Genomic DNA, 23,826 nt, shown 5'->3' with positions numbered 1-23,826 from the left:
TCGCTTCGCGCTGGTCTGCTACCCCGCGATCAACTTGAGCCCGGCGGGCAGCGCCTCCCCAAACACCCGCCCCTCGTCCGCGGTATTGAGTTCCACCACTTCGCGCACCATGGCAATCCAGCTTGGCGGCGCGTTGGCGGCTTCCAGCCGGCGCACCACGGTTGCCCGGATCTCGTCGGGCAGGTCGCGGCTGCGATCGCCGGTCATGCGCGCGATCTGCACGGCGGCGAACGCTGCCGGCTCGACCTTTTTCCAGTCGAGGGCCAGGATCGCGTCCACCCATTGGGCGGCGGTCCCGGCCGGCACCACGCTGTGCGCGCTGCCGTAGAACGGCCGGCGCGCGCCGATGCGGCCCACGGCCCACCAGCCCTGGCTGTTTTCGGATGGCTTGCGCAGCCGGGCCAGCAGCCATTCGGCCAGTTCGATCTTGGCGTCGGCGGGAATGCGCTCGAGCGAGCCGGCAAGGCGCACCATATCGGCATAGCCGCCCCTGGCGGGCCCGGCGGGCTTCTTGTAGCGGGTGCTGCCGGGTGGCTGCAGGTAGAAGGCCATGTCTTCCAGCAGGCGCAGTTGCGCGCTTTCGTCCAGCCCGCCTGCCGCGCGCCGCCACAGCGTCCACCACTCGGACCAGTTCTGGCTTTCGTTGACGTACTGGATGCCCTGGTCGTACTGCGACCAGAGTTGCCCGACGCGCCATTCGTCGAGCGGATAGCCGAATCCCGGGCGCACGCAATAGCCGGCCAGGTTCAGCCACAGGCGTTCATGGTCGGCAGTGCGCCGCCTGCGCCGGGCGCGTTCCCAGAAGGCGCCGAACAGCTCGCGCAGCACGGCGCTGTCCCATTGCTCGCGCGCACCCAGCAGCTGTTCCAGCTGCGCACGCAGGCGCTTGACCTCCTTGGGGCCGACGTCCTGCGAGCGCGCGCCAAAGGTGCGGTCAATCGCCTCCAGGGCCTGGGGCAGGGACGGGTGTGCCGTATCGGGCGCTGGTGCCGCCTGGGTGTCATTGCCACGCAACTGGAACTCAAGGCGCCATCGCTGCGAGGCATCCGCGATGTCGATGCAGTGGACCTCGAGCGTGCCGACCTCGGTCAGCGAGGCGGTGATCTGCACCGGCGTTTCCCGCGGGCCGCTGGCGCCGCGCGGCGGCACGACGGTGGCGATCGGCGGCAGGCGGATGAAGTCGCCCGCCGACAGGTCGGTCAGCTGACCGGGCTGATAGGCCGTGTCGGCGACGGAGGATGCCAGGTGGAATTGCACCGGATGGCCGAGCCGCAAGGCGAAAGTGCGGTCGCTGAGGTGAATCTCGTGGCCTTCCTCAGTGCCGCGCGGCAGCAGGCAGATCCCTTGCGGCCCCGACGCGCCATCATCGAGGACCAGAAAGTAGCTGCGCGGCGAGCCGCCGCCGATGCGCGGGGCCTGCCCGGCACGGGCCCGGGCATACGCAACCGCGCCCCGGGCCACGGCAACGTCGGGATTGTCGTTGTGCAGGACCTGCAGCGGCGCGCCGCGCCACGTGCCCAGCGTGTCGGCGATGCGGCCGGCCAGCGCCTGCGCCCTGAATACGCCGCCGTTGAGGAGCAGGGTATCGGGCATCGGCAAGGCATCGGCCGGCGCCTGTGGTGCGTCCAGTGCCGCCCGCGACTGCGCCGCGTGCTGGCTCAGGAACGCCGCAACGTGCCGGGTCACGGCGGGGTCGGACGCATACGGCAGGCCGAACTCGACAATCGCGCCCCGTGCGCGCCCCGGCCTTTCACTGGCCGGCACCTTGGGGAAGAAGCCGTCGACGATCAGCTGTTCGACCTCCTGCCGCGTCACTTCCACCGAGCGTGCGCCGCCGATCAGCCTGGCGCCCGCGCCCAGCAGCGTCACCGCGACCGAGTCCGGCGCCTGCGCGCCGAGCAGCTGTTCCTTGGCGGCGCGGCAGCGCGCGACCAGCTGCGACAGGCCGGCCGCCGACAGCCGCGGCTGCGCGGCCCCGCCGGCCCCGAGGCGCGCCTCGACCAGATGCGCCAGGCCAAGATCCATGTTGTCGCCGCCGAGCATCAGGTGGTTGCCCACGCCGATGCGGGTCAGCTGCGGCTGCCCGTCCTGCATGTCCACCCGGATCAGGGTGAGGTCGGTGGTGCCGCCGCCCACGTCGCAGATCAGCACCAGGCGGGTTTGCGCCAGGTCGGTGTCCAGGCTCTGGCGATGATGGAACAGCCAGTCGTAGAGCGCGGCTTGCGGCTCCTCGAGCAGGCGCAGCGCGGGCAGACCGGCCAGGCGCGCCGCCTCAAGCGTCAGCGCGCGCGCGCCCTCGTCGAACGAGGCGGGCACGGTGAGTACCACGTCCTGGTCCTCGATCCGCGCATCGGGAAAACGGTGGTTCCACGCCGCGCATACATAGCCCAGGTAGCTGGCGCTGGCGACGACGGGCGAGATCTTGTCGAGATCGTCATTCCCGCCCCAAGGCAGGATGGCCGCGGTGCGGTCGACCGAAGCATGCGACAGCCAGCTCTTTGCGCTGGCTACGAGCCTGCCGGGCACTTGCGCGCCGAGCGTGGCCGCCAGGCGGCCGAACACGGTCCGGCGCGCGGCGGCGCTGGCGGCGGATTGCCAGGGCAGCTGCAGGTCGTCGCCGCTGAGCTCGCCCGGTGCCGCGTGGTAGCGCACCGAGGGCAGCAGGGGACGGGCCGCGACCTCGCCCGGGCTGACCAGCTGGTCGATATCGAAGACGCGGATATCGTCGGACCCGGCCTTCGCGTAGGCGACGACGGTGTTGCTGGTGCCGAGGTCGATGCCGACGACGTATTGCTTCGTCGCCGGCCCGGCCGCTTGCTCAGGCATCGGCGCTGCCGCGCACATCGAACTCGACCTTCCAGCGCTCAGCGCTGCCGCCGGGCACGGCTTCGAGTTCCAGGGTGCCGGCCTCGGTCACCCGCGCATGCAGCCTGACCGGTACCACTTCGCCCGCGGTGCGGCCTTCGGCCGGCAGGGTCGCCTGGATTTCTTCCAGCTCCTGCAGTTCCTCCGGCCCCCAGTAGTCCAGCAGGGTGCCGACCTGGTCCTGGCGGCGCACCGACGAGCCGAAGAAGCGGAAGTGCACGGGTTCGCCCACCACCAGGCCGAATTCCTGCGGCGGCAGCGCGGCCTCGGTGCCTTCCTCCATGCCGAACGGCGCCACGCACAGGGCCTGGATCGGCGGTTCGAAGCCAGGCACGGCGGGCATCGACGATTCCACGGCGATATAGTAGGCGCGCGCGGTGCCGCCACGAATCCGCACCCCCTTGCCGCGCCGCACGTAGCCGTAATAGGCGGCGCCGCGTGCCACGGCCAGGTCCAGCTCGGCGCCGTCAAGCAGGCGGGCAGGGGCCGCGCCTTCCGCGGCGAGCCAGCCGTTCAGCGTCTGCAGGATGCGGTCCGCCAGCAGGCCGGACTTGAACACGCCGCCGTTGAACAGGACGGCGGTCGGGTGCAGCAAGGTCGCGCCTTCCGGCTGTGCGCTCTGCAAGCCTTCGATTTCGGCCAGCGCCGCCACCTGCCGGCCCAGGAACGCGGCCAGGTGCCGCGTGATGGCCGCATCCTGCGCATAGGGCAAGCCAAGCTGCGTCAGGCCGGCGCGCGCGCGGCTCACCGGGCGGGCCGAGGCCTCGACTTGCGGGAAGAAGCCTTCCAGGATGGTCTGGGTCAGCTCGGCGCGGGTCAGGTCCGTGCGGATCGAGCCGCCGATCAGCCTGGAGCCGCGGCTGGGCACGACCAGGGGCACGGTATCGGTATCCGGGTCGGTCAGCAGCGTTTCCTTGGCCGCGCGGCAGGCATAGGTCAGCGCGCGCAGTTGCCACGGATCGGCCTGCGTGCCCTGGGCCGCCAGCTTGCGCGCCACCACGTGGGCCAGCGCCAGATCCATGTTGTCGCCGCCGAGCAGGATATGGTCGCCGACCGCAATACGGTGCAGCTCAAGGTTGCCTTCGCGCTCGATCACGGCGATCAGCGAAAGGTCGGTGGTGCCGCCACCCACATCGACGACGAGGATGATGTCGCCGACCTTGACCTGCTTGCGCCATTGGCCGCCGCTTTTCTGGATCCAGCTATAGAGCGCGGCCTGGGGTTCCTCGAGCAGGGTCATGCGGGCATAGCCGGCCGCGGCGGCCGCCTCGGCCGTCAGCTCCCGTGCGGCCGGGTCGAACGATGCGGGAATCGTCACGGTGACGTCCTGCTCGCCAAACGGCGCTTCGGGGTGGGCCTGGTCCCAGGCTTCACGCAGGTGCGTGAGATAGCGCACGGAAGCCTCCAGCGGCGACACGCGCGTCACCTCGGGCGGTGCGTCGTTGGGCAGGACCGGCGCGCGGCGGTCGATGCCGGGATGGCACAGCCAGCTCTTCGCGCTCGACACCAGGCGGATCGGCGTGGCCGCGCCGCGGCTGCGCGCCAGCTCGCCCACGGCGAAGTCGCGCGCGGCGTTCCACGGCAGCGCCAGGTCGCCCGGGGCGAGTTCGCTGGCGTGTGGCAGGTACAGGAAGGAGGGCAGCAGGTCCAGGTCTTCGACGGCCCCCGGCGCGGTCAGCTGCGTGATGGGCAGGACGCGCTGGCTGGTCTTCTCGCCATCGCTGGCGGCCAGGTCGACGTAGGAGACCGCGCCATGGGTGGTGCCCAGGTCGATGCCGATGGCATAGCGTGCTTCGCTCATCAAAGCTCCACCTCGGCGGGGGCAATCACGGTGGCGTCATGGCGTTCGGCCACGCGCGGCAGGCGGACTTCCTCGACCTTCCAGCCGCGGTGGCTGATGCTGCCATGGAACGGCGCGCTGCCTACCACGTTGCCGGTCAGGCGGATGGCGGTGGCATCGAAGCCGTCGGCCAGCGTGACACGGCTGCCCTCGGCTTCCTCGCGCACCGGCCGGATGGTGAAGTGCTCGCGCAGCACCCCGCGGCAGCCATCGTGCACCAGGCGCGCGGCGGCACCGATCTCCGTGTCGGAATAGCGCGCGATATCTTCCTCGACGAAGTCGATGAAGCGTGCATCGCGCTGGAGCAGTCCGAGCAACTGCAGCGCCGCCACCGGGCTGGCTTCCTTCAGCACGGGTGCGGCAGCCTCCGCCACCGGGGCGGGAGCAGGTGCTGATACAGCCGCGGGCGCCGGCGCCGCGGCGAATCCCTCGCCGTCACGCAGGCGCTTGACACCGGCCGCGAGTTCGCGGTTGCCAAGGATGGCGAAGAAGGTGCCCATGGCAAGCGAGACCCTGCCGAAGAAAGATAGGTTCGAGTCAGTCATCCGAAAGCTCCTGTCTGCTCTGTGTCAGTCGGCCAAGCGGCTGTTGCCGGCAAGTATCAGGCGTCGCGCAGATAGGTGATCAGCTGGTCTGCCCGGCTGGGATGCCTCAGCTTCTTCATTGCCTTGCTTTCAATCTGGCGGATCCGCTCGCGCGTGACATCGAACTGCTTGCCGACTTCTTCCAGCGTGTAGTCGGTGGACATATCGATGCCAAAGCGCATCCGCAGCACCTTGGCTTCACGCGGCGTGAGCTCGTCGAGCATTTCGCGCACGACGGCGCGCAGGCCCGCCTGCAATGCGGCGTCGGCGGGCGTGGCCGTGTCCGAGTCGGCAATCATGTCGCCCAGGCTGGTATCGCCATCCTCGCCGACCGGGGTTTCCATCGAGACCGGCTCTTTCGCGATTTTCATGATCGAGCGAACCTTGTCTTCGGTCATGTCCAGGCGCTCGGCCAGCACCGCCGGATCGGGTTCCTTGCCGGTCTGCTGCATGATCTCGCGCGACAGGCGATTGAGCTTGTTGATCTGCTCGATCATGTGCACCGGGACGCGGATGGTGCGGGCCTGGTCGGCAATCGCCCGCGTCACGGCCTGGCGCACCCACCACGTCGCGTAGGTGGAGAATTTCCAGCCGCGGCGATATTCGAACTTGTCGACCGCCTTCATCAGGCCGATGTTGCCTTCCTGGATCAGATCCAGGAACAGCATCCCGCGGTTGGTGTACTTCTTGGCAATCGAGATCACCAGCCGCAGGTTGGCCTGCGTCATCTCGTGCTTGGCCTGGCGCATCTGCCGCTCGGCAGCCAGCATCTTGCGGTTGACGCCCTTCAGGTCGGGCAGCGACAGCGCCGCCCGGGCCTGGATGTCGATCAGCTTTTGCTGGTGCGCCTCGAGGTCCGGCAGGGCCCGCGCGACCGCCGCGCTGTACGGACGGGACTGGGCGACCAGCTCCTGCCCCCAGGCCAGGTTGGTTTCATTGCCGGGGAAGCGGGCGATGACCTCCTCGCGCTCCATCCCGCAGCGCTCGACCAGCAGCTGGACCACCTGGCGCTCGACCGTGCGCACCTCGTCGACCATGGCCTGGACGTTGGCGCACAGGCGCTCGATGGTCTTCGCGGTAAAGCGGATCGTGCGCAGTTCTTCGCGCACCGCATCCCTTGCGGCCAGGAAGGCTGCCGAGCCCGCGCCATTTGCGGCGCTTTCCTGGCACATCAGCTCGAATTGCGCGGTGACGCGCGCGAACCGCTTCAGGCATTCCTCACGCAGTTGGGCCAGGGCTTTTTCGTTGCTTTGCTGGGTCGAGCCTTCGTCGTCGGAGTCTTCGGAATCGTCATCGGCCTCGTCGGCACTATCGACGCTGTCGTCGGTCTCGTCAGCTGCCGCCGCCACGGCTGCTTCGGCAATACTCTCGTCGCTCAGGCCATCGACCAGGTCGTCGATGCTGATTTCATTGCTGGCGACCTTGCCCGACAGCTCGAGAATCGCGGCGATGGTGAACGGGCAGGCCGAGATGGCATGCACCATATTGTTCAGGCCTTCCTCGATGCGCTTGGCGATCTCGACTTCCTGCTTGCGCGTGAGCAGCGTTGCCGAGCTCATTTCGCGCATGTACATGCGCACCGGGTCGGTGGTCCGGCCGAACTCGGAGTCCACAGTCGCAAGCGCTACCTCGGCCTCTTCATCGGCCTGGTCGTCCGAGGCCACCACCGGGCCATCGCTCAGGAGCAGCGTCTCGGCATCCGGCGTCTGCTCATAGATCTTCACGCCCATCTCGGCGAACGTGCTGACGATGCTTTCCATCGCCGCCGTGTCAGTGAAGTTCTCCGGCAGGTGGTCGCTGATATCCGCGTGGGTCAGGTAGCCGCGCTGCCTGCCCAGCTGGATCAGCGCACGCAATTGCTGGCTACGCGCGGCGGCTTCCGTCGATGGATCAGGCTGCGCCGTCGACCCTGCGCTGGTCTGGCCAGGGTCCTTGATTGCGCCTGTTTCTCGTGTTTTAGCTGCCGTTCGTTGTACGCCGCTTGTCATTTACTACTGTTTCCTTCGTGAATCGCGTTTCGACAGCAGCGCGCACGCTGTGCGTGCGCTATCGGGCCTGCTGTCAAGGCTCGTGAGGTACCGGTGCGGCGCGGGCCGATATCGGACGCCGTGACCATTGGAATCGGGGAGGACGCGTATTCTACAGCCATTGCTGCTTCGCAGCGTCAACTCGCCGTATCCCGGTGGAGCCGGCGTACAGTTGAGGGTAGCCGGTGCGCCACAGCTGCGCGTGCTTTGCGTTCGCGCGTTGTCGTCCTACAACTGGAAGTGTGGGCCGGAAGCCACCGGGCCGCACCGGTCAAGGAGGAGCATCATGTGCCGCTGGCTGGCTTACTCGGGCAAATCCGTTCCGCTGGAAACGGTGCTGTTCCAGCCGGAACACTCGCTGATCGACCAGAGCCTGAATTCGCGGCTGGGTCATACCACGACCAATGGCGACGGGTTCGGCGTCGGGTGGTATGGACGTCACTCGGAGGTGCCGTTCCGCTACCGCTGCCTGCACCCGGCCTGGAGCGACACCAACCTGCGCGAGACCGCGCGGGCGGTGAGAGCGCCACTTTTCGTTGCCCACGTGCGCGCAGCCACCGGCACCCCGACGCAGGAGACCAACTGCCATCCGTTCCGCTTCGGCCGCTGGCTGTTCGTCCACAACGGCCTGATCCGCGAATACCCGCTGTTGCGGCGCGACCTGATGTTGGCCGTGGCGCCGCACCTGTTCCGCTGGATCGAGGGGTCGACCGACTCCGAGGTGATGTTCTTCCTGGCCCTGAGTTTCGGCCTGGAGCGCGATCCGGGCGGCGCGCTGGAACAGATGGCCGGGCTGATCGAGGACGTTGGCCACCGTTACGATGTGCAGTTTCCGCTCAACATGACCGTCTGCGTGACCGACGGCCAGCAGATCGTGGCGGTGCGCTATTCGAGCGAGACGGACTCGCGCTCGCTGTTCCACAGCACCTCGTTCCGGCAATTGCGCGCGCTTTACCCGGACGATCCGCGCATCATCGCCGCCGGCGACAACGCCTTCCTGGTGCTGTCCGAGCCGCTGATCGAGGTGCAGGGGGTATGGGAGGAAATTCCCGAGGCGACCACCCTGGTGGCCCGGGGTGGCGAGATCGAGCGCCGCCGCTTCGTGCCGCGGATGCCTTCCCAGTCGGCCTGAGGGCGTAAAGGAGCAAGGGAGCGCGGCAGGATCCGGCTCCGCAGGACAAGTCCTTACTCGTGACCCTTCACGGCCCTCTTGGTCGCGCGATAGCCCTGTTTAGTGGTATCGGCAATCGCATGGCCGGCCGCCTTCGCGCCGCGGCCAATGGCATGCGCGCCGTCGCGCACCGCATGCCCGGCCTGCTTGCCAGCCGATTTGACGCCGTTCTTGAACCCGCGCGCGTCCTCGGCCACCCCCGCGTGCGCCATCGGAGTGGCCAGGGTCACCAATACGAATGCAATGATCGAGGCTCTTGCCTTCATCGCGACAACCTCTTCGATTCTGACTGAACCGGGGTCGGGGCCTGGGAGTGATCCCGACGTGGTTCCCATGAATACATTCTAGCCGTGCCCGCGCCTGTCCCCGGAGCGCTGCCCGCCGGGCCGCGCCGGCCTGGGGAATCAGTTCCGGTCCGCGATGGACAGCCCGACCGGCGACGCAGGCAGCCCGGCGCTCATTTCGTCGTAGCGGGCCGATGCCGAGCGCCTGTGATCGATCAGCAGGACCGCGCCCATGCCAATCACCGCCGGAATGGCGATCGCGATGAAGTTCTGCTGCAGCGGGAGTTCCATGGCGACGAGTACCCCGATGACGATTGGGGCGAGGATGGCCCCGCTGCGGCCGATGCCCAGGGCCCAGCCAAGACCGGTGGAACGGATGGCGGTCGGGTAGAACTGCCCGGTGTAGGCATTGGCGACGATCTGCGTGCCGATCGTCGACGCACCGGCCAGGCCCACCACGACGAACAGCAGTTCAGTCGGCATCCTGAATCCGAGCAGCGTGATCGAGACCGCGGCCAGCGCGTACATGGCGGCGAGCACGTACTTGATGTGGTAGCGGTCGGCGAGCCAGCCGCCGCCCACGGCGCCGATCATCGCCCCGAGGTTGAGGACCAGCACGAAGGTCAGCGCGGAACCCAGGCTGTAGCCGGCGCCCGCCATCAGCCTGGTCAGCCATGAACTGAGCGCGTACACCATGAACAGGCACATGAAGAACGCGATCCAGAACATGATGGTGCTGAAGCCACGGCCCTCGTGGAACAGGTGCCGGATTGGCGCGCTGGCGGCCTTGTCCTGCGCCGGCACGGCGAAGCGGTCGGTGGCCGACCACCGTTGCTCCGGCGCAAGCCTGGAGACGATGCGCCGCAACGCTTCGTGGTCGCCCCTGGCCAGCAGGAACGGCATCGATTCTGGCAGCGACCCGAGAATGACAGGAATGAGGAGCACGGGCAGGCCGGCCGCCAGGAAGACCGACTGCCAGCCGTAGGCCTCGATCAGGCTCTTGCCGAGCAGCGCCGCCAGGACCCCGCCCACGGCATAGCCGCTGAACATCACGGTGACCAGGGTCGCCCGGATTTTCTTCGGCGCGTACTCGGTCATTTGCGCGACCACATTCGGCATCACGCCGCCGATGCCGAGCCCGGCCAGGAAGCGGGCCATGCTGAACAGCAGCGGGTCCTTGACCAGCCCGGCCGCAGCGGTGAAGACGCTGAACAGGGCGACGCAGATCGCGATCGTCCAGCGGCGGCCGATCCTGTCGGCCATGGTGCCGAGGAAGATCGCGCCGAACACCATGCCGAACAGCGCGGAGCTGACCATGAGCCCCGCCTGGGTCGGGGCGACGCCGAGGTCCTTCATGATCGAAGGCAGCGCGATGCCCACGACCGCGAGGTCATAGCCGTCGAAGATGATGATGAGTGCGCACCAGAACAGCACGAGCGCATGGAAGCGGTTGAAGCGGGCCGTGTCGGCCAGCTTGTGGATGTCGATTTGCTGCATGGGGGCTTGTCTCCGGTCGGTCTGTTCTTATGGCTGGGCTTACTGCCTGGACATCGGCACGTTCGGGTCGGCCAGGCGGCTGGCATCGACCGGCTTGCACTGCTCGATGTGGCGGCGCGCGAAGCGCAGGTCGCGCGCGGCGTTGGACCCTAGCGTGGCCTTGACCACGTCGCCGTCGAGGTAGAACAGCACGAAGCTGTCCGCGCCGGGCGTGCCGCGCGCCACCACGCGGTGCGAGGGAAGGGGGATGCCATGGATCTGCAGGTTCATGCCGTACTGGTCTGACCAGAACCAAGGCAGCGGCTGATAGTCGACCGCGAGACCGAGCGCCGCGCGCGCGGCGGCAATGCCCTGTTCCTGGGCGTTCTGCCAGGATTCCAGCCGCAGGCGCCGGCCGGCCCACGGGTTGGGCGTGACCGCGACGTCGCCCGCGGCGAAGATGTCGGGGTCGGACGTGCGGCAACCCGCGTCGACGACCACGCCGCCGTCGCACTCCAATCCGGCTTCCCAGGCAAGCTCGTCGTTCGGCACGAGACCGACACCCGCAACGATGGCGTGGCAAGCCAGCGTGCTGCCATCGGCCAGCTTCACGACGGACCGGCCGCCGGTACCGGGGGCGATGCCGGCGATATTGGCGCCGAGCATGACACGGGTGCCATGCGAGGCATGCAGCCCGAGCAGGTGCTCCGAGACTTCCGGCGGCACGGTGCGCTCGCACAGCCGGCTCTGGGCTTCGAGCACGGTGACCTCGGCACCTTTGCGGCGTGCCGTGGCGGCGACTTCGAGGCCGATCCAGCCGCCGCCGATCACCACGATGCTGCGCCCGGGCCGCAACGCCGGCGCCAGCGCCAGGGCATCGCCAATCGTGCGCAATGTATGCACGGCAGCCGTGTCGACGCCCGGAACGGTGAGCGCGCGGGCCCTGCCGCCGGTGCACAGGATCAGCTTGTCGTAAGGCAGCATCTCTCCGTTGGCTATCTCCAGGCGCTTCGCGGCCCGGTCTATGCGGGTGACGCGCGTGTCCAGCCACCACTCCAGCCCGAGCGCAGCGAACGCTTCAGGCTTGAGCAGCCACGTGCTGGCGGGTGCGGCCTCGCCGGCCAGCACGGCCTTGGATAACGGCGGCCGCTCATGCGGTGGATGGGCCTCGTCCCCGATCAGCACGAGCCGACCGGTGAAGCCCTCGTTGCGCAGCGTCTGGGCGGCCCAGCCGCCAGCCTGGCCGGCACCGACGATGACGATGGTGGCGGTTGGCGAAATGGGAGTCGCGGTGTCTGAGCGCTCGGAATCCATGGCTGTCTCCTCTGGTTGGTGACGCGACCTCTCAGCCGAGATCGAGGTACACCTTGTCGCCGTCGATCCGGACCGGGTAGGTGCGAATGTTCTCGGTCAGCGGGGCGCACTTCGCAGCGCCGTCGCGGATATCGAACCTGCCCTGGTGAAGCGGGCACTCGATCTCATGTCCCTCCAGGAAGCCTTCGCACAGGCGCGCATGACCATGGGTGCAGATGTTGTCGGTCGCGTAGACGTCGCCGTCCACGCCGTACAAGGCGATCTCCTGGCCTTGCACGGCCACGGCGATGACATCGTCCTGCGGGACGTCGGACAGCAGCGCTGCCTCGATCCAGGTTTCGGTCATGAATCACTCCTGCTAGATGGGGTAGATCAGCGAGTTGGGGATCATCTCGCTATCGAATACGCAGATGCGCGAGGCGAAGCGCAAGCCCGCCGGCGTCCGGACGACGGTGTCGAGGTAGCGGCCAACGTTGTAGACATCGGTCATCTGGTCCGGCTTGGTGCGCAGCACCGCGTAGTTGGTCTCGGCCACGATCCTGTCGCCGTCGGCCTCCCTGATCAGCGGCGCGCCGACAATGTGGCGCTGGTAGTAGGGATCGTGGAACAGGGTCTCGCGAATGCCGTAGATGCGGTCCTTGAGCATGCCCTTGCTTTCGAGCGAGAGCGTTGCCAGCGGCAGGCCACGCTCGTGGTTCTCGCGGGGCTGGACCCGGTAGAGGCAGTCTTCGGTGAAGAATTCCGGCCAGCGGTCCCAGTCGCCGTTGTCCACGGCGCCGGTGTAGTCGGCGAACAGGGAGAGCAGGGCGTAGTAGTCAGTGAAGTCCATGGCGTCAGACCTCCATCATCTTGCGCCAATAGGCGTACATGCCGCGGATCAGGGTTTCGGTCACCATGTGGTCCGTGTTCTCCGCGGTCTTGCCGCCCAGTTCGGCGAGCACGCGATGCCAGGGTTTCTGGGAGAAGCCTTCCTGCGAGCATTCGATGGCTTCGCCATCGTCGGCCGACACGAAGCCGGCGGGGCCGAAGAGATTGGCCTGGCGCAGGCGGCGCCGCGTCATCTCCTCGGTGTCGTCCTCGAAGCCGAAGTGCGTCCAGACGAAATCGAAGGAATCCGGGCCATGGGGCTGGATATGGCGCGTGGAGACCGAGTTGACCTGCTGCTGGAAGATCACGCTCGGGAACACCGTCATCATCACGGCGGTAGGCTCTCCCCACCACGGCTCGTGGACGATGTCGAGGACGCGGTCGTCGTGCAGCGCCATCTGGTCCTTGAAGCTGGATACACCGGAGGTCACGTCGCTCTTGCCGCCCTGGCCGCGGGTCGACACCATGGCGGCATGCCGGAAGTGCGGGTCCATCACCAGGCGTGCCTTGTTGTCGGCGCGCCAGAGGCCGAAGGTGACAAACCAGGTATGCAGCAGGCCGGGGTGGTAGGGGTCCTTGATGTTCTCCTGCATGAGCTTCCAGTTGCCCGGAATGCGCTGCTTGTTGTAGCCGAGGACCTTCAGCTTGCGGCCGTTGAAGAGCCGGTCGAAGTAGCCGAGGATATCCGGCCCGAGGTATTCCTCGAGTGATGGAACCTCATGGTCGAACGAGGCAAACACGACACCACCGCGTGTCGCGACCTTCAGTTGCGTGAGCCCGTGCTCCTGCGGCCTGAAGTCGGCGGGCATGCCGCCATTGACCTTGCCGTCCTGCTTGACCCCGCGACGCAGCGGCACGCCTTGCAGGTTGCCCTTCAGGTCATAGTTCCACTGGTGGTAGGGGCAGTGGAAGTCCTTCCGGTTGCCGCTGCGTTCCCGGCAGAACTTCATGCCGCGATGGGCGCACACGTTTTCGACGACGTTGATCTCGCCGTCCTGGTCGCGCACCAGGATCACGGAACGCTCGCCAAGCGTGGTGCGCTTGAAGTCACCGGGATTCGGGATCTCCGCCTCGAGCCCGACGTAGTTCCAATGACCGCGGTAGAAGCAGCGTTCGAGTTCACGCTGGTATAGCTGTGCATCCGTATACACGCGGAACGGGATGCGGCTGATGCTGTCGTCGGCCCACACCGGGCCGGCTTGCGGGGGGATTGCCATGCTTGTCTCCGGCTATGTCTCTTCGTATGGGAAGGATCATGGTGCACGGAGGAAAATTAACCAATAGAATTCTGGCTATAATGAACATTCATAAAATCAATAATAGACGGCACCATGGAGCTCAAGGACGTCGATCTGAACCTGCTGGTCGTGTTCGATAACCTGCTGCGGCAGGGCACCGTTTCCGGCGCCGCGAAGACCCTGAATCTGAGCCAGCCCGCGGTCAGCAATGCGCTGGCCCGCTTGCGCACCTTGTTCGGCGACCCGCTGTTTGTACGAAGCAGCAAGGGCATGCTGCCGACACCCCTTGCCGAGGAACTGGCGGAACCGGTTGCCTATGCGCTGGAGTCGCTGCAGACGGCGCTCAGCCACAAGGTGTCGTTCGATCCGCTGCGCAGCGTGCGCGCATTCCGGATCGCCATGACGGATATCGGCGAGGTGCACTTCATCCCGCCGCTAATGGGCGCGCTTGGCGACCGCGCCCCGGGTGTCACGGTAACGACAGTGCGTAATACGGCAGTGGACCTGGCGGCGGAGATGAGCCAGGGAAAGATCGACCTGGCGGTTGGCCATCTTCCTGAACTCGGCACGACGTTCTTTCAACGGCGGCTATTTCGCCAGCGATACGTTTGCCTGTTCCGGCCCGGTCATGCCATGGACAAGAAGACGGTCAGCATGCGCGACTTCGAGGCGGCGGAGCACATCGTGGTCACGGCGGCGGGGACGGGGCATGCCCGGGTCGACGAGATCCTCGCCCAGCACGGCGTACAGCGCAAGATCCGGCTGCGTGTCCCCCATTTCGTCGCACTGGCGGACATCATTGCCACCACCGACCTGGTCGCCACGGTGACCTTGACGTTTGCGGAGCGATGCGCCAGGTACTTCGGGCTCAGGTACGTCAAGCATCCGTTCGCGTTGCCGGAAATCCAGATCAACCTGTTCTGGCATGCCCGGTATCATCGCGATCCGGCGAATCAGTGGCTGCGCGACCAGTTCGTCGGCTTGTTTTCGGATTAGGCGCAGCACTGCTGCTGCGTGGATAAGCTCGCCTCAGCCGCGATCTGCTTGCGTAGTGTCGCGAAGCGCGCTTGCACTTCTTCCCCGAACATAGGATCAGAGCTTTCGGGAGCCGCGTCGGCAATAGCTGCCCAGTCCTCTTGTGTCAGCAACTGGGCAGCGCGCGGCATTGCCTGTCTCTCCTCGGTAGAGAGATGGTTACGGCAGTACACAAGGTACATGGCTGCGGCTGCCTCCAGCGCCGCTCGCGAACTTATAGCGTCTCCCTCCCTGGTGGAATACGCATACCTGCTCTTCCAGTAGGTCGAGCAGACGAGAGAAATTGAGGTGCTCGGCATGCCATACGGCAAGTTGGGTGGACATGGCGCGCTCCTTGGGAACGGGCAAGCACAGGGCTTGTTCGAAGGCCGATTGATCTCAGTCAGCCTTAAGCAGGACAGTAGTCTCCAATTTCCGAGTAGGTCGGATATAGCTCAAGGGATCAGTTCACGGATGCGGGTGCAGCACCTGTCTGCGCGTCATCAGGCAGCTCAGGTTCCCCGACAGGAAAGCCGCCAGCAGCAAGGCACCGGCACTCCAGGCCACGGCCGGAAGCCATGGCAGCAGGTTTGCCAGCACGGGGGTCTTGCTGGCGCCCGATGACACCAGGGCAATGCGCATGAACGCGGCAACCGCCAAAGCGGCAAATACCAGCCCGGTGTACATCCCTTCGCGGCCGACGTGACCGGCGTCGAGCGCCGCACTGGCCGTCGCGGCGAACATGATTCCCCACAGGCCGCCGGCAAGACACTGCACGGCGAGGATGGCCCCGAGCGAGCCCGCAACTGTGAAGCCGAACAACGACAGGGCGCCAAGGGCCGCGGCGGTCAACAGCAGCGTATAGGGCGGATAGCGCCGCAGCAACGACGTCGCGGGCAGCAGCGTGCCCAGCGCGAAGCTAATCCAGAACACCGGCGTCACGCGCTCCAGCTCGGCAGCCGTGACAAAGCGCAGGTACGCCGGCGCGGAGTTGACGGTGGTGTGGATCTGGAAGCCGAGCGCAAGCACCCAGACCGCGGCAAACAGCAGCCAGACGCGCTTGAGCGCAACGCCGGCTGCCGGCGCGGCGTCGGCATCGTGGCGCGCCGGGCCGGATTCGATCCATCGCAGCGCGGCCACGGCCACCACCAGCCCCACGCTTGCGGCCAGGAACGGCAGCATGGGCGACGCATCGCGCAGCCGGGCCGTCAGCAGCGGCGCCACGGCTCCGGCAAGGCCGACGCCGAGCAGCGAGCATCCCACCAGGAATGACGACGCGGTCGCCGGCAGCCGCCGGGCAATGATTACCATGGGCGGCGCCCGCAACGCCGAAGAGGTGGCTGCCCAGAGCGCGGTCAGGCCCAGCAGCAGCGCTGGTGAAGTTGCCCGGGGCAGCAGCACGAAAGCCAGTGCGGAGATGACCGACAGCCCCAGCATCCAGCCTCCCAGCCTGCGCATCGCGTTGGCGACACGGTCGGCCGCGACGCCCACCGTGAAATCCATGGCGACAAAGATCAACTGGTCCATCAGCAGGATCAAGGCGACGTGCGCGCGCGCGATGCCGGCCTGCGCGGCCAGCTGGGGCAGGAAGGCCACATAGAGGGTCCATGTCACCGCCAACAGGAACTGCACAGAGCAGAAGACCAACGCGCGCATGCCGCCCTCCCGCCTGGATTGACCAACAGCCTATTCCTGTGCTCGACGGCTGGACTGCCGCGCTGAGCCTCCCATAGCAAGGATAGGGCAGCGTCTTGCCATGGGAGTGGCGGATTGTGCAGGTGCGATTGGGCCTCGCGAGTCGCCTGCGGTCCAACAGTCCACTGGAAGTGGCGGGGCGGTACCAACACTAGACCATTTGGCGGCGCACCGGCGCCCACTGCCGCTCCCGCGGCCAAATGAGGGCGCAGTGTCATAAGCGGCCTGTAAGCTGCACTTTTGGCATGACCTGGCCAAGAACTTGCTAGGTCAATGCGTAAGGTCGCAAGCCGGCAGCCATCAGTTGGGAGGAACCATGCAGCACGCACGCATCACCGCGCACAGGGGGATTCTGGTCGTCGAGCTGTTACCTGACGAGGCAAACGACGAGGCCACCCCGACCAACAAGCTCCGCAACCTGGCCACGGTCATTCATGACACAGGGCGGCACCTGGGTGTTTCAGAGGAAGCCCTGGCGCTGCTGAAGCTGGTGAAGCGCGGCCTGGACGCCATCGGCGACTTCGCGTGGTTCAGTAGTGACGATGGAAAAGATCATTTTGCGTGGCTGGGCGGCCCGAAGCGGCTTGTGAATCCCACTGCAGTGGCGGCTGCCCGGAGCTACGCCATACTTGCGCACCGCGTCATACCGAACGAGGTGCCAGAGGGCGCCAGGAAGGCCATCGAAGCCAATTTTTGAACGTGCGGCATCGCTCCGGGCCGGGCCGATCTTTCGAGTGATCCGCGCTGCTAGAACGAGGAGAGTGTCGAGCGATACCTTTCCCAGAGCTCTTGCAGCATGGACTCCGAAGGCGGTGTGATGTCAAAACCGGCGACGTTTCCGAAAACACCGAGAATGCGCGCCCTGAACGAAGCCATATCCGTCGTCGCCTTTGGTGAGCGCTGTGCGATATCGATAATCGTATGCAGCTGCTTGCCCGAGAGTTCGGCGACAGCGGACCACAAGCTATCAGGCCTTGCGCAGGGCTGGACGGGTATGTTTCGTATCGGCGCCCGGCGGCGCTTGCTATCGGCTTGCGGGTCCATAGCTGCGCTGGTACGACGACGAGAACGTGGCCAGCGCGCGCAATGCCGCTGCCGGGTCGTGCCCGGGCTTGAGCGCAAAGCTGTTGAAGCCGCAACGTGCCAGGTAGTGCACGGTGTCGATCATCACGTCACCCACGGCGCGCAGCTCTCCGGTCCAGCCTAGCTGGTGCCGGAGCAGCTGTGCGATCGAATAGCCACGACCATCCGTGTAGACCGGGAAATCGATGGCAATCATCGCGATGCCTGTCGGATCAACGGCCGTGGCACCGGGTTCCAGCAGGGTCTGGGGCTCCGCATCCGGCGACAGGTAGACCGCGAGCGGATACTGTCGAAGCCGATACCGCTGGCGGTGGGTGGTCCAGTTCTCCAGTGTCACCAGGTAGCCGGGCTCGTCGGGGGGGCAGGTGTTGTCGGCGTCTTGCGCATCCCCGATGTGAGCGAGCCAGCTATCCGCGACCAGTTGTCCGTCACGGATGACGTTGCGCCGGTCCTGCCCGGCTAAATGGTCATGGTCAGGCATTCACCGCCTCCTGGCGAGCTCGCCGCGCGCCGCTGTCAGAGTCCGGGTACACGGCGCGCTGGAAGGGTTCTATGCCGATTCGGCCAACCACGTCGACAAAGCGTTCGGCTTCGCTGTCCCGATGCAGCAAATAGGTCTCGATCAGCCGCTCCACCACATCCGGAACCTGCTCCTGTGCAAAGGACGGCCCGATGATGCGGCCGATGGCCGCGCCGCCGGCCGCCACGCCATCGGGGCGGCCCAGGCCGTCGGCGCCGTTCTGCCGGCCGCCGATGGTGATCTGGTACCAGGCCTCGCCGGCCTTGTCGACGCCGAGGATGCCGATGTGGCCGATATGGTGGTGGCCGCAGGAGTTGATGCAGCCGGAGATGTTCAGGTCCAGTTCGCCGATGTCGTGCACATGGTCGAGGTCGTCGAAGCGCTCCTGGATGGCCTGCGCAAGCGGGATCGAGACCGCATTGGCCAGCGAGCAGAAGTCGCCCCCGGGGCAGGCGATGATGTTGGTGATCAGGCCGACGTTTGGCGTGGCCAGCCCGGCGGCGTCCAGCGCCTGCCACAAGGCGTGCAGCCCGCTGCGGCGGACATCGGCGAGGATCAGGTTCTGCTCATGCGACACGCGCAGCTCGCCGAAGCCGTGGCGCTCGGCCAGGTCGGCCATGATTTCCATCTGCTCGGCAGTGATGTCGCCGGGCGCCTGGCCCGCGGCTTTCAGCGATGCCGTGACGGCGGCGTAGCCAGGCACCCGGTGCCGGTGCACATTGCTTTTCAGCCAGAGGCGGAAGGCGCGGTCGGTCTTGGCCAGGTCGGCTGACTGGTCCGGCTCGTCGGCGGCCGCGGCTTCATACGGCGGGATCGTGAAGCGCTCGGCGATGGACGCGACAAAGCCCTCGGACACGGTGTCCGGGCCCCCGCGGATGCGTTGCCACTGCTCGTCCACCTGCGCCCGGAACACCTCCGGGGTCAGGTCCTTTACCAGGATCTTGATGCGCGCCTTGTACTTGTTGTCGCGGCGGCCGTGCAGGTTGTAGACGCGCAGTGTGGCCTGCAGGTAGGTCAGCAGGTCCTGCCAGGGGACGAAGGGGTTGATCAGCTTGCCCACCATCGGCGTGCGGCCCATGCCGCCACCGACCCAGACCTTGAAGCCGGCCTGGCCGTCCTGTTCAACCGCCTGGAGCCCGATGTCATGGACGCCGACCGCGGCCCGGTCCGTCCGCGCGCCACTGATGGCAATCTTGAACTTGCGCGGCAGGAAGGCGAACTCGGGATGCAGCATCGACCATTGCCTGACGATCTCGCACCACACCAGGGGGTTCACCAGTTCGTCGGGAGCAATGCCGGCAAAGTGGTCGGTGGTGGTATTGCGGATGCAGTTGCCGCTGGTCTGGATCGCGTGCATCTGCACCGTGGCCAGCTCGGCGAGAATGGCAGGGGCATCCTCGAGCCGCGGCCAGTTGAACTGCAGGTTCTGGCGCGTGCTGAAATGCCCGTAGCCGCGATCCCAGCGGCGCGCGATCTCCGCGAGCTTGCGCAATTGCCGGGACGCCAGCATGCCGTACGGAATCGCCACGCGCAGCATCGGCGCATGGCGCTGGATATAGAGGCCGTTCTGCAGCCGCAGCACGCGGAACTCATCCTCGGTGAGCTGGCCGCCCAGGAAGCGGCGGGTCTGGTCGGCGAACTGCACGACCCGTTCGTCGACGAGCTTCTGGTCAATGGCGTCATAGACATACATGGTGGAAAGCCTCCTTGCGCGCGAGCGCTAGTCTTTTGCCCGGGCCCGTTCGATGGACATGTCGGTCGGCATCATGTTGATATCGGCGTTGTGCATCACCCACAGCGAGCCGGCCACGACGATGACGATCAGGAAGCCGGTACAGGCAAAGATGGCGGTGTTGCCGCGCTGGCCGGGACCGGTGCCCAGGTGCAGGAAGTACACCAGCTGCACCAGCAGTTGCGCGACACAAAGGCCGACAACCAGCGCGATCGCTGCCTGCGTTGACAGGGATCCGGTCATCACTGCCGCAAACGACGCCATCGTCAGCGCGACCGACAGCAGCAGTCCGATGGTGTAGCTGCGCACGCTGCCGTGCGCGGCCGGCTGGTCCGCGTGCACGGAATGTAGATGGGACGGCTTCATCAAGCGAACTCCCGCAGGTAGACAAAGGTGAAGACACAGATCCAGACCAGGTCCAGGAAGTGCCAGAACAGGCTCAGGCAGGCCAGGCGGCGGCGCACGATGTCGTCCAGCCCGAAATGCCGGATCTGGTGGATCATCACCGCCAGCCACAGCAGGCCAGACGTGACATGCAGCCCGTGCGTGCCGACCAGCGTGAAGAAGGCCGACAGGTAGGCGCTGACGCCGGGGCCCGCGCCCTGGTGCAGCAGGTGCGCGAACTCGTAGACCTCCATGGCGATGAACAGTGCGCCGAGCGCGAAGGTCACCGCCAGCCAGCGGATCATCCGCGGCGCGTCGTCAGTGCCCTGCCTGAGCATGGCCAGGCCGAAGGTATAGCTGCTCAGCAGCAGCACCATGGTCTCGGCGAACACGAACGGCAGCTCGAACAGTTGCCGCCCGCCGGGGCCGCCGGCAGTGTTGCCGGACAGCACGCCGAAGGTGGCGAACAGCACCGCGAAGATCAGGCAGTCGCTCATCAGGTAAAGCCAGAACCCCAGCGGCGTGTGCGCGCCGGCTTCGTGATGGTGGTGCGCCGCGTCGTGGGCCGCCTCGTGCCCGGGATGATGCAGGGGGGGGGAGAGAGTCGGGTTCATGGTCAGGCAGCTTCCTGCAGTTGTGCAAAGCGCGCGCGCTCGATGCGCTCGACTTCGGCGGCCGGCACGTAATAGTCGACGTCGCGGTCATAGCTGCGCACGACGAAGGTCGCGATGGCGCCGACCAGGCCGGCGACGGCGACCAGCCACATGTGCCAGACCAGCGCGAAGCAGCACAGCAGCCCGAACGCCGACACGATGAAGCCTGCCGAGGTGTTGCGGGGCATGTGGATGTCTTCGTAGCGGGCCGGCTGGCGCCATGCGCGCCCGGCTTCCTTGTCGTCCCAGTGCTGTTCCAGCGAGGTGATATGCGGCACGTGGGCGAAGTTGTAGAACGGCGCGGGCGAGGCCGTCGACCACTCCAGGCTGCGGCCATCCCACGGATCGCCAGTCAGGTCGCGGTTCTGCTTGCGGTCGCGGATACTGACCGCGAACTGCACCAACATCGCCAGGATGCCGGCGCCGATGACGAAGGCACCGACCAGCGCCACCACCAGGTAGGGATGCCAGTCGACGTTGGCATAGTGGTTCATCCGGCGGGTCATGCCCTTGAAGCCCAGTACGTAGAGCGGCATGAAGGCCAGGAAGAAGCCGGCCAGCCAGCACCAGAACGACACCTTGCCCCAGAACTCATTGAGCGTGAAGCCGAACACCTTCGGGAACCAGAAAGTGATTGCGGCCAGGCAGCCGAAGAGCACGCCGCCGATGATGACGTTATGGAAATGCGCAACCAGGAACAGGCTGTTGTGCAGGACAAAGTCGGCCCCGGGAATGGCGAGCAGCACGCCGGTCATGCCGCCGACCGCGAACGTCACCATAAAGCCGATGGTCCACATGGTCGAGGTATGGAAGCGGATCCGGCCCCGGTACATGGTGAACAGCCAGTTGAACAGCTTGACGCCGGTGGGGATCGAGATGATCGAGGTCATGATGCCGAAGAAGGCATTGACGTTCGCGCCCGAGCCCATGGTGAAGAAGTGGTGCAGCCAGACGAAGAACGACAGCACGCCGATCGAGGAGGTGGCGTACACCATCGACTTGTAGCCGAACAGGGGCTTGCGCGAGAACGTGGCGATGATCTCGGAGAAGGCGCCGAACGCCGGCAGGATCAGCACGTAGACCTCAGGGTGGCCCCAGATCCAGATCAGGTTCACGTACATCATGGCGTTGCCGCCGAGCTCGTTGGTGAAGAAATGCATGCCGAGGTAGCGGTCGGCGGTGAGCAGGGCGAGCGTGGCGGTCAGCACGGGGAAGATCGCCACGATCAGGATGTTGGTGATCAGCGCGGTCCAGGTGAAGACCGGCATCTTCATCAGGTTCAGGCCCGGCGCGCGCATGCGCAGGATCGTGACGATGAAGTTGATGCCCGTCAGCGTGGTGCCAAGCCCGGATATCTGCAGCGACCAGATGTAGTAGTCAACCCCTGGCGTGGGGCTGTAGCCGAGCTCGGACAGCGGCGGGTAGGCGACCCAGCCGGTGGCCGCGAAGTCGCCGACGAACATCGACAGCATCACCAGCACCGCGCCCATTGCCGACATCCAGAAGCTCAGCGAATTGACGAACGGGAAGGCGACGTCGCGCGCGCCGATCTGCAGCGGCACGATCACGTTCATCAGCCCGAGCACCAGCGGCGTCGCGACAAAGAAGATCATGATCACGCCGTGCGCCGTGAAGATCTGGTCGTAGTGGTGCGGCGGCAGGTAGCCCGCGCCATCGCCATAGGCGATCGCCTGCTGGGCGCGCATCATGATGGCGTCGGCAAAGCCGCGCAGCAGCATCACCAGCGCCAGGATGATGTACATCACGCCGACCTTCTTGTGGTCGACCGAGCAGATCCATTCGTTCCACAGGTATTTCCATTTGCCGTAGTACGTAATGGCGCCCATCAGCGCGATGCCCAGCACGATTACGACGGCCAGCGTCCCCATGATGATCGGCTCATGGAGAGGGATGGCGTCCAGGTTGAGTTTTCCAAGCATTCTTATTGCTCCATGCGGCCAGCGGGCGCCGTCGGGACGCGCTGGAAGGCCTGCAGAGATTCCGGGGTGTCCGCGCGGCAGATCTGGCCGTTTTCCAGCATGTATTTGTCGACGACCTGGTCGAACAGCTTCGGCGCGACGGCGGCGTAAAGCGTCACGGGATCCTTGCTGCTGGGCAGTTCAAGCGTGCGGTAGGTCTTCAGGTCGAGCGCCTGGGACGAAGCGCGGGCAGCCTGGATCCAGGCATCGAACTCCTTGCGCGAAGTGGCCAGGGTCTTGAAGTGCATGTCCGAGAAGCCGGGGCCGCTGTAGGCAGCGGACTGGCCGAGATAGACGCCCGGCGTGTCGGCGATCAGGTGCAGGCGCGTCTGCATCCCCGCCATGGCGTAGACCATGCTGCCGAGCTGCGGGATGAAGAACGAGTTCATCATCGATTCCGCGGTCAGCCGGAAATTGACCGGCGTGCCGACCGGGATCGCAAGCTGGTTCAGCGACGCGACGCCGTATTCCGGATAAATGAACAGCCATTTCCAGTTCAGCGCGATCACATCGACCTGGACCGGCTTGACCTGCGATTCCAGCGGCCGATAGGGATCGAGCTTGTGCGTCGAATCCCAGATCAGCACGGCCAGGCAGGCCACGATGACGCAGGGAATGCCCCAGACCACGACCTCGATCCTGGTGGAGTGCGCCCATTTGGGGGCATAGGTGGCGCTCGTATTGGTTTCGCGGTAGCGCCACGCGAACCACAGCGTCAGGACGATCACGGGGATGACGACCATCAGCATGACGAACAGGGAGATCAGGATCAGTGACTTCTCCTGTTCCCCGATGCTGCCCTTGGGGTTGAGCAGTTCCAGGTTGCAGCCGCTCAGCAGCGCGCTCAGGCAGGCGCTCAGCAACAGTGTGGGAAGACGGCGCTGCGGGCCGGGGGACGGGCGGGGGAGCGGGCCTTGTCGATTCTTGTCTGCCGGCCCGGCAATAGGTTTGAGCATTTCGGACACCTTGGTTACGGATCACCGAAGGCTCCCGGCCACGCGCTCCGATTCAAGTGCTGGCTCAGCCCCGCGCGGGCGTGGTTTGTATGGATTCCCTCGGTGATGTCTGGCATGCTAATGCAAGACAAAACCCATACATCG

Annotated in this window: 21 protein-coding genes; 3 read left to right on the top strand and 18 right to left on the bottom strand. The window is 66.2% G+C overall.

The window, feature by feature from the left end:
- Positions 1 to 18: 18 nt before the first annotated feature.
- Genes I6H87_RS17900 through rpoD form a run of 4 tightly spaced genes read right to left on the bottom strand, consistent with a single transcriptional unit; the run spans position 19 to position 7,277 of the window.
- Positions 19 to 2,844, bottom strand: coding sequence for an Hsp70 family protein (locus I6H87_RS17900; RefSeq protein WP_011615193.1), 2,826 nt, complete (start codon positions 2,842 to 2,844; stop codon positions 19 to 21).
- The gene (locus tag I6H87_RS17895; protein WP_011615194.1) at positions 2,819 to 4,666 is read right to left on the bottom strand and encodes an Hsp70 family protein; all 1,848 of its coding nucleotides are present in this window, start codon (positions 4,664 to 4,666) and stop codon (positions 2,819 to 2,821) included. The genes I6H87_RS17900 and I6H87_RS17895 overlap by 26 nt, the downstream gene beginning before the upstream one ends.
- Positions 4,666 to 5,250 (bottom strand): DUF2760 domain-containing protein, encoded by a 585-nt coding sequence (locus I6H87_RS17890; RefSeq protein WP_011615195.1) that lies wholly within the window; start codon positions 5,248 to 5,250, stop codon positions 4,666 to 4,668. Before I6H87_RS17890 ends, I6H87_RS17895 begins: the two co-directional genes overlap by 1 nt.
- A gap of 56 nt (positions 5,251 to 5,306) precedes the next feature.
- The gene (rpoD, locus tag I6H87_RS17885) at positions 5,307 to 7,277 is read right to left on the bottom strand and encodes an RNA polymerase sigma factor RpoD (RefSeq protein WP_011615196.1); all 1,971 of its coding nucleotides are present in this window, start codon (positions 7,275 to 7,277) and stop codon (positions 5,307 to 5,309) included.
- 325 nt (positions 7,278 to 7,602) lie between these two features.
- On the opposite strand from rpoD, the gene I6H87_RS17880 reads away from it, so the two are divergent.
- Positions 7,603 to 8,448 carry a class II glutamine amidotransferase gene (locus I6H87_RS17880; RefSeq protein WP_010811589.1) on the top strand — a complete coding sequence of 282 codons (846 nt, stop codon included), beginning with the start codon at positions 7,603 to 7,605 and terminating at the stop codon, positions 8,446 to 8,448.
- 53 nt (positions 8,449 to 8,501) lie between these two features.
- Here the strand turns inward: I6H87_RS17880 and I6H87_RS17875 are convergent, their stop codons facing one another.
- The 6 genes from I6H87_RS17875 to I6H87_RS17850 form a co-directional block, all read right to left on the bottom strand.
- Entirely contained in the window at positions 8,502 to 8,753 is a 252-nt protein-coding gene (locus tag I6H87_RS17875; RefSeq protein ID WP_010811590.1) for a hypothetical protein, read from the bottom strand.
- Positions 8,754 to 8,891: 138 nt separating this feature from the next.
- Positions 8,892 to 10,268, bottom strand: a complete 1,377-nt coding sequence (locus I6H87_RS17870) for an MFS transporter (protein ID WP_010811591.1) — start codon at positions 10,266 to 10,268, stop codon at positions 8,892 to 8,894.
- Positions 10,269 to 10,307: 39 nt separating this feature from the next.
- Entirely contained in the window at positions 10,308 to 11,561 is a 1,254-nt protein-coding gene (locus I6H87_RS17865) for an NAD(P)/FAD-dependent oxidoreductase (protein ID WP_011615197.1), read from the bottom strand.
- 31 nt (positions 11,562 to 11,592) lie between these two features.
- Positions 11,593 to 11,907, bottom strand: a complete 315-nt coding sequence (locus I6H87_RS17860; RefSeq protein ID WP_010811593.1) for a non-heme iron oxygenase ferredoxin subunit — start codon at positions 11,905 to 11,907, stop codon at positions 11,593 to 11,595.
- Between the two features lie 12 nt (positions 11,908 to 11,919).
- Positions 11,920 to 12,390 (bottom strand): aromatic-ring-hydroxylating dioxygenase subunit beta, encoded by a 471-nt coding sequence (locus I6H87_RS17855; RefSeq protein ID WP_011615198.1) that lies wholly within the window; start codon positions 12,388 to 12,390, stop codon positions 11,920 to 11,922.
- A 4-nt stretch (positions 12,391 to 12,394) separates the two neighbouring features.
- Positions 12,395 to 13,645, bottom strand: a complete 1,251-nt coding sequence (locus I6H87_RS17850; protein WP_041687310.1) for an aromatic ring-hydroxylating dioxygenase subunit alpha — start codon at positions 13,643 to 13,645, stop codon at positions 12,395 to 12,397.
- A 114-nt stretch (positions 13,646 to 13,759) separates the two neighbouring features.
- On the opposite strand from I6H87_RS17850, the gene I6H87_RS17845 reads away from it, so the two are divergent.
- Positions 13,760 to 14,662, top strand: coding sequence for a LysR family transcriptional regulator (locus I6H87_RS17845; RefSeq protein ID WP_011615200.1), 903 nt, complete (start codon positions 13,760 to 13,762; stop codon positions 14,660 to 14,662).
- Here the strand turns inward: I6H87_RS17845 and I6H87_RS34400 are convergent.
- Together I6H87_RS34400 and I6H87_RS17835 are read right to left on the bottom strand one after the other, a co-directional pair.
- Complete coding sequence (locus tag I6H87_RS34400) at positions 14,659 to 14,832, bottom strand: hypothetical protein (RefSeq protein ID WP_231881398.1); 174 nt, start codon at positions 14,830 to 14,832, stop codon at positions 14,659 to 14,661. The genes I6H87_RS17845 and I6H87_RS34400 overlap by 4 nt on opposite strands.
- A 316-nt stretch (positions 14,833 to 15,148) precedes the next feature.
- Positions 15,149 to 16,336, bottom strand: a complete 1,188-nt coding sequence (locus I6H87_RS17835) for an MFS transporter (protein WP_010811598.1) — start codon at positions 16,334 to 16,336, stop codon at positions 15,149 to 15,151.
- 355 nt (positions 16,337 to 16,691) lie between these two features.
- Here I6H87_RS17835 and I6H87_RS17830 point away from each other — a divergent pair, with 355 nt between their 5' ends.
- On the top strand, positions 16,692 to 17,072 hold the full coding sequence (locus tag I6H87_RS17830) for a hypothetical protein (RefSeq protein ID WP_011615202.1): 381 nt from the start codon (positions 16,692 to 16,694) through the stop codon (positions 17,070 to 17,072).
- Between the two features lie 327 nt (positions 17,073 to 17,399).
- On the opposite strand, the gene I6H87_RS17825 is transcribed toward I6H87_RS17830, so the two are convergent.
- From I6H87_RS17825 to cyoA, 6 genes are read right to left on the bottom strand one after another with little or no spacing between them, the layout of a single operon-like run.
- Entirely contained in the window at positions 17,400 to 17,939 is a 540-nt protein-coding gene (locus I6H87_RS17825) for a DUF934 domain-containing protein (protein WP_010811601.1), read from the bottom strand.
- Positions 17,932 to 19,671 (bottom strand): nitrite/sulfite reductase, encoded by a 1,740-nt coding sequence (locus tag I6H87_RS17820; protein WP_011615203.1) that lies wholly within the window; start codon positions 19,669 to 19,671, stop codon positions 17,932 to 17,934. Before I6H87_RS17820 ends, I6H87_RS17825 begins: the two co-directional genes overlap by 8 nt.
- A gap of 27 nt (positions 19,672 to 19,698) precedes the next feature.
- Positions 19,699 to 20,076 carry a cytochrome o ubiquinol oxidase subunit IV gene (cyoD, locus tag I6H87_RS17815; protein WP_010811603.1) on the bottom strand — a complete coding sequence of 126 codons (378 nt, stop codon included), beginning with the start codon at positions 20,074 to 20,076 and terminating at the stop codon, positions 19,699 to 19,701.
- A complete protein-coding gene (gene cyoC, locus I6H87_RS17810; protein ID WP_011615204.1) occupies positions 20,076 to 20,708 on the bottom strand; it encodes a cytochrome o ubiquinol oxidase subunit III in 633 nt (210 codons plus the stop codon). The genes cyoD and cyoC overlap by 1 nt, the downstream gene beginning before the upstream one ends.
- A 2-nt stretch (positions 20,709 to 20,710) precedes the next feature.
- Positions 20,711 to 22,687 (bottom strand): cytochrome o ubiquinol oxidase subunit I, encoded by a 1,977-nt coding sequence (cyoB, locus tag I6H87_RS17805; RefSeq protein ID WP_011615205.1) that lies wholly within the window; start codon positions 22,685 to 22,687, stop codon positions 20,711 to 20,713.
- Positions 22,688 to 22,689: 2 nt separating this feature from the next.
- A complete protein-coding gene (gene cyoA, locus I6H87_RS17800; RefSeq protein WP_011615206.1) occupies positions 22,690 to 23,682 on the bottom strand; it encodes a ubiquinol oxidase subunit II in 993 nt (330 codons plus the stop codon).
- Between the last annotated feature and the right edge of the window lie 144 nt (positions 23,683 to 23,826).

It is taken from the genome of Cupriavidus necator, assembly GCF_016127575.1.
Lineage (GTDB): Bacteria > Pseudomonadota > Gammaproteobacteria > Burkholderiales > Burkholderiaceae > Cupriavidus > Cupriavidus necator_D.
Note: the sequence above shows the minus strand (reverse complement) of the source record. Positions and strands in the feature narration are given on the sequence as shown.

Excerpts from the sequence above, each read along its gene's own strand:
- I6H87_RS17900 (WP_011615193.1), bottom strand. The coding sequence starts at position 2,844 with ATGTGCGCGGCAGCGCCGATGCCTGAGCAAGCGGCCGGGCCGGCGACG.
- I6H87_RS17895 (WP_011615194.1), bottom strand. The coding sequence starts at position 4,666 with ATGAGCGAAGCACGCTATGCCATCGGCATCGACCTGGGCACCACCCAT.
- I6H87_RS17890 (WP_011615195.1), bottom strand. The coding sequence starts at position 5,250 with ATGACTGACTCGAACCTATCTTTCTTCGGCAGGGTCTCGCTTGCCATG.
- rpoD (WP_011615196.1), bottom strand. The coding sequence starts at position 7,277 with ATGACAAGCGGCGTACAACGAACGGCAGCTAAAACACGAGAAACAGGC.
- I6H87_RS17880 (WP_010811589.1), top strand. The coding sequence starts at position 7,603 with ATGTGCCGCTGGCTGGCTTACTCGGGCAAATCCGTTCCGCTGGAAACG.
- I6H87_RS17875 (WP_010811590.1), bottom strand. The coding sequence starts at position 8,753 with ATGAAGGCAAGAGCCTCGATCATTGCATTCGTATTGGTGACCCTGGCC.
- I6H87_RS17870 (WP_010811591.1), bottom strand. The coding sequence starts at position 10,268 with ATGCAGCAAATCGACATCCACAAGCTGGCCGACACGGCCCGCTTCAAC.
- I6H87_RS17865 (WP_011615197.1), bottom strand. The coding sequence starts at position 11,561 with ATGGATTCCGAGCGCTCAGACACCGCGACTCCCATTTCGCCAACCGCC.
- I6H87_RS17860 (WP_010811593.1), bottom strand. The coding sequence starts at position 11,907 with ATGACCGAAACCTGGATCGAGGCAGCGCTGCTGTCCGACGTCCCGCAG.
- I6H87_RS17855 (WP_011615198.1), bottom strand. The coding sequence starts at position 12,390 with ATGGACTTCACTGACTACTACGCCCTGCTCTCCCTGTTCGCCGACTAC.
- I6H87_RS17850 (WP_041687310.1), bottom strand. The coding sequence starts at position 13,645 with ATGGCAATCCCCCCGCAAGCCGGCCCGGTGTGGGCCGACGACAGCATC.
- I6H87_RS17845 (WP_011615200.1), top strand. The coding sequence starts at position 13,760 with ATGGAGCTCAAGGACGTCGATCTGAACCTGCTGGTCGTGTTCGATAAC.
- I6H87_RS34400 (WP_231881398.1), bottom strand. The coding sequence starts at position 14,832 with ATGCCGCGCGCTGCCCAGTTGCTGACACAAGAGGACTGGGCAGCTATT.
- I6H87_RS17835 (WP_010811598.1), bottom strand. The coding sequence starts at position 16,336 with ATGCGCGCGTTGGTCTTCTGCTCTGTGCAGTTCCTGTTGGCGGTGACA.
- I6H87_RS17830 (WP_011615202.1), top strand. The coding sequence starts at position 16,692 with ATGCAGCACGCACGCATCACCGCGCACAGGGGGATTCTGGTCGTCGAG.
- I6H87_RS17825 (WP_010811601.1), bottom strand. The coding sequence starts at position 17,939 with ATGCCTGACCATGACCATTTAGCCGGGCAGGACCGGCGCAACGTCATC.
- I6H87_RS17820 (WP_011615203.1), bottom strand. The coding sequence starts at position 19,671 with ATGTATGTCTATGACGCCATTGACCAGAAGCTCGTCGACGAACGGGTC.
- cyoD (WP_010811603.1), bottom strand. The coding sequence starts at position 20,076 with ATGAAGCCGTCCCATCTACATTCCGTGCACGCGGACCAGCCGGCCGCG.
- cyoC (WP_011615204.1), bottom strand. The coding sequence starts at position 20,708 with ATGAACCCGACTCTCTCCCCCCCCCTGCATCATCCCGGGCACGAGGCG.
- cyoB (WP_011615205.1), bottom strand. The coding sequence starts at position 22,687 with ATGCTTGGAAAACTCAACCTGGACGCCATCCCTCTCCATGAGCCGATC.
- cyoA (WP_011615206.1), bottom strand. The coding sequence starts at position 23,682 with ATGCTCAAACCTATTGCCGGGCCGGCAGACAAGAATCGACAAGGCCCG.